The following is a 3,390-nucleotide window of genomic DNA, read 5'->3' as shown; positions in this document are numbered from 1 at the left end:
CTGGAGCTGGCCTTGCAACAACTGACTTCGGCCCAGCGCCAGGAGCCGCAACTGGTGCTGGCGTACGCCGAACAACTGCGCCAGTTGGGCGCGGACGCCAAGGCCGAAGAAGTGCTGCGCGGTGCCCTCAAGCGCGAGTACGACAGTCATCTGATCCGGCTCTACGGGCTGCTGCGTGGCAGCGATCCGGCGAAGCAGTTGAAGTTCGCCGAAGGCTGGCTCAAGGACCATCCAGGCGATGCCAGCCTGCTGCTGACCCTGGGGCGCCTGTGCCTGCAAAACAGCTTGTGGGGCAAGGCGCGGGATTACCTTGAAAGCAGCCTTCAGGTGCAGCGCAACCCTGAGGCCTGCGCCGAGCTGGCACGCCTGCTGGCGCAGTTGGGCGACACCGAGCGCAGCAACCAGTTGTTCCAGGAAGGCCTGGGCTTGCTGGACAAGCGTTTGCTGGCGTCACCGCTGCCGGTGCCGGCACGGGTTTGAAGTAGGAAACAGAGTAAGGGTTGCCTCAGAATTGTCTGGTGGCCAACCCTTCAATAACGCCAATAGCTGTAGTCAATACGGCTTGTAGTAAACTCCTACGTAGACGCGCGTTTAATCGCTCGCCTTCTGACGGGATATCCCTACGCTCTCGCGGAATCGTCTGCTCTGGCGCGTATTGAAAGGGGTAAGGTCTTTCCTCTACCGTAACTACCTATCTCTTGCGTTGCGGATAAACAATGTCTTTGGCCCCCTCACGCTCCCTGTTCCTCCTGGCGTTCCTGGCTGGTGCGCTGACGCTGGGCGCGTCCTTTTACCTGGAATACGCCGCGTTTTTGCGGCCTTGTTTCCTGTGCCAGGTGCAACGAATTCTTGTGGCTGCCTTCACGCTGATCAATCTCGTGGCGGCGATTCATGGGCCGAAGCGGTCCGGGATCTACCTGTATTGGGCGGCGAGCATGGGGTGTGCAGTGCTGGGCGCCATTACCGCCGTACGCCAGGTGCTGCTGCAAAATACGCCGCCGGAACAGTTGCCTGCCTGTTGGCCCGGCCTTCAATCCATGATCGAGAACCTGTCGCTGAGAGAGACGTTGGCCTTGATCTTCAAGGGCACCGTCGACTGCGTGGAAATCAACTGGACGCTGTTCGACTTGAGTATTCCCGAGTGGAGCCTGCTGTTCTTCGTGGCGATGCTGATCCTTGGCATCGCGCAGTTCTCGCGGTTGCTGCTGAGCCAGCGTTTTGGCCTTGCACGGCACTGACAGGTAACCGCAGGTTGTAGGAAGGGATTAAACACTTGTATGAACTTTCTCTCCTGCGTACCTTGATGACATAGTCGTGCGGGCATAATCTGGCCCGCACGCGTTATTGAAACAGACTGTTCGATGCACCTTTGCCCGGTTGCCGCTTTAACCTTGAAGTGTTGCGCGGGCAGCGTGCGGCGCCCCTATAGGGAAGAGAGATCATCATGCTGGAACGTTGTCAGAATGCTCAGGAACGCTGGGGTGGGGTGCACAAACTGATCGATGGTTGGTTGAAAGCGCGTCACGAACTGGTTCGGGCCTTTGATGCTCTCGGTGCCAAGCCCGAAGCGCTCAGCGAGAACCGCAAGCCGTTGCAGGAATTCTGCGGCGTATTGGTGGACTACGTATCGGCGGGGCACTTCGGTATCTACGAGCAGTTGACCAGAGAGGCCGAGGCTTTCGACGATCAACGTGGCCTCGATTTGGCGGAGACGATTTACCCGCGCATCGATGTCATCACCGAGAAGCTGCTGGCGTTCAACGACCTGTGTGATGCCGGCCAGTGCGTTGCAGAAAAATTCAAAGAGCTGGGTGGTTTGCTTCACGAGCGTTTCGAGCTGGAAGATTGCCTGATCGAAGTGCTGCACAACGCTCACAAGGAAGAGTTGACGGCTAAGGCCTGACTCCCCCCGACACAAGAAAACGGTGCGCATTGCGCACCGTTTTTCGTTTGGGCTCAGGCGCCCGCCTTGAGCAATTCGATCTCGAATACCAGCGGCGTATAAGGCGGGATCAGTTCGCCTGCGCCATCAGCGCCATAGGCTTGGTCGGATGGAATCACCAGGCGCCACTTCGCGCCCACCGGCATCTGTTGCAACGCACTGCGCCAGCCACTGATCACACTGTCCAGGCGAAACCACTGAGGTTGTGTGCTCTTGTCGAAGACGGTCCCGTCGGGTAACCGCCCAACATAATTCACTTGCACGCGATCATCGGCCGCCGGTTTCTTCCCGCTGCCAGGGGTCAGTTCGGTCAGCAGGATGCCGTCTGCCAATTCACGCACACCACTTTTGGATTTTTCACTGGCTAAAAATTGTTGCTCGGCAGCGAGTGCCTTTTCACTTTGTGGTGCTCGATTGTCCGGCGCGTTTTGTGCTTCGTGCTGGGCAAGGATCTGTTCGATGCGTGTGTCGTCCAGGGCCAGTGGCTTACCTTGATAGGCCTGTTTGAGTCCGTCGATCAGCGCCTCTACCTGCAACCCAGGCATCTCCTGGCGCAGGCGCTCACCCAGGCTCGCGCCCAGGCTGTAGGCCAGGTCGTGGTCATCTTTGGAGGGGGATTTCTCGCTTGCGTTGGCCACGCAAAGCACCACGCTCAACACTAAAAAAAGGTAACGCGACATGGGCGTTCTCCAACCGAAAGTGCGATGGATTATGCCAGTGTGAATGCTTAAAAAGTGGCGTGGATTTTCGTTATATCAATAAGAATTTTCGTGCGGTGCAACGCAAGCCAATCGATACTGTCAACATGCCCTAGCGGCGGTAAGAGCAGAGGGCTAGTATGAGCCGCACCCACGTCAGCCAGGAGGTAAACCATGTCGGCCAAACAGAAGCCTGTAAATACCCCGTTGCATTTGCTCCAACAACTTTCGGGCAGCCTGCTCGAACATTTGGAAAGCGCCTGTTCACAAGCCTTGGCTGATGCTGAGAAGTTGCTCGCCAAGCTTGAAAAACAACGCGGCAAAGCTCAGGAAAAACTGCACAAATCCCGCACCAAACTGCAAGGCGCAGCGACCGCTGGCAAAGCCAAGGCACAAGCCAAGGCCAAGGACGCCGTCAAAGAACTTGAGGACTTGCTCGACGCCCTCAAGGATCGTCAATCCGAAACCCGCACCTACATTTCCCAACTCAAGCGTGATGCTTCCGAGAGCCTGAAATTGGCCCAGGGTGTTGGTCGTGTGAAGGAAGCTGTAGGCAAAGTGCTGAGCACCCGTGCTCCGGCTAAAGCTGTTGCAGCCAGCGCGGCGAAAAAACCAGCCAGCAAGGCCGTCGCTGCCAAGGCACCTGCAAAAGCTGCGGCCAAGCCTGCAGCAAAAGCACCGGCTAAATCGGCTGCCAAACCGGCGGCTAAAACTGCTGCTGCAAAACCAGCTGCCAAGCCAGCCGCTAAA

Annotated in this window: 4 protein-coding genes and 1 pseudogene; 4 read left to right on the top strand and 1 reads right to left on the bottom strand. The window is 57.5% G+C overall.

The genetic code is table 11. The features are described 5' to 3' along the window. The 3 genes and pseudogenes from HX846_RS18830 to HX846_RS18820 form a co-directional block, all read left to right on the top strand. A pseudogene (locus HX846_RS18830) lies at window positions 1–480 on the top strand (heme biosynthesis protein HemY); the annotation flags it as partial. Window positions 481–716: 236 nt separating this feature from the next. Beyond that, entirely contained in the window at window positions 717–1,238 is a 522-nt protein-coding gene (locus tag HX846_RS18825; protein ID WP_102604071.1) for a disulfide bond formation protein B, read from the top strand. Between the two features lie 206 nt (window positions 1,239–1,444). Continuing rightward, window positions 1,445–1,903 carry an Rsd/AlgQ family anti-sigma factor gene (locus tag HX846_RS18820; protein WP_003208832.1) on the top strand — a complete coding sequence of 153 codons (459 nt, stop codon included), beginning with the start codon at window positions 1,445–1,447 and terminating at the stop codon, window positions 1,901–1,903. Between the two features lie 53 nt (window positions 1,904–1,956). Here the strand turns inward: HX846_RS18820 and HX846_RS18815 are convergent, their stop codons facing one another. Then, on the bottom strand, window positions 1,957–2,622 hold the full coding sequence (locus tag HX846_RS18815; protein ID WP_008439319.1) for an FKBP-type peptidyl-prolyl cis-trans isomerase: 666 nt from the start codon (window positions 2,620–2,622) through the stop codon (window positions 1,957–1,959). A 192-nt stretch (window positions 2,623–2,814) separates the two neighbouring features. Between HX846_RS18815 and HX846_RS18810 the strand changes: the two genes are divergently transcribed. Next, window positions 2,815–3,390, top strand: a 576-nt coding sequence (locus HX846_RS18810; protein ID WP_218645442.1) for an AlgP family protein, incomplete at its 3' end; no start/stop codon positions are given.

Source organism: Pseudomonas sp. K5002 (genome assembly GCF_013386655.1).
Taxonomy (GTDB): domain Bacteria; phylum Pseudomonadota; class Gammaproteobacteria; order Pseudomonadales; family Pseudomonadaceae; genus Aquipseudomonas.
The sequence above is the reverse complement of the archived record's forward strand: the minus strand, read 5'-3'. Positions and strand labels throughout refer to the sequence as shown.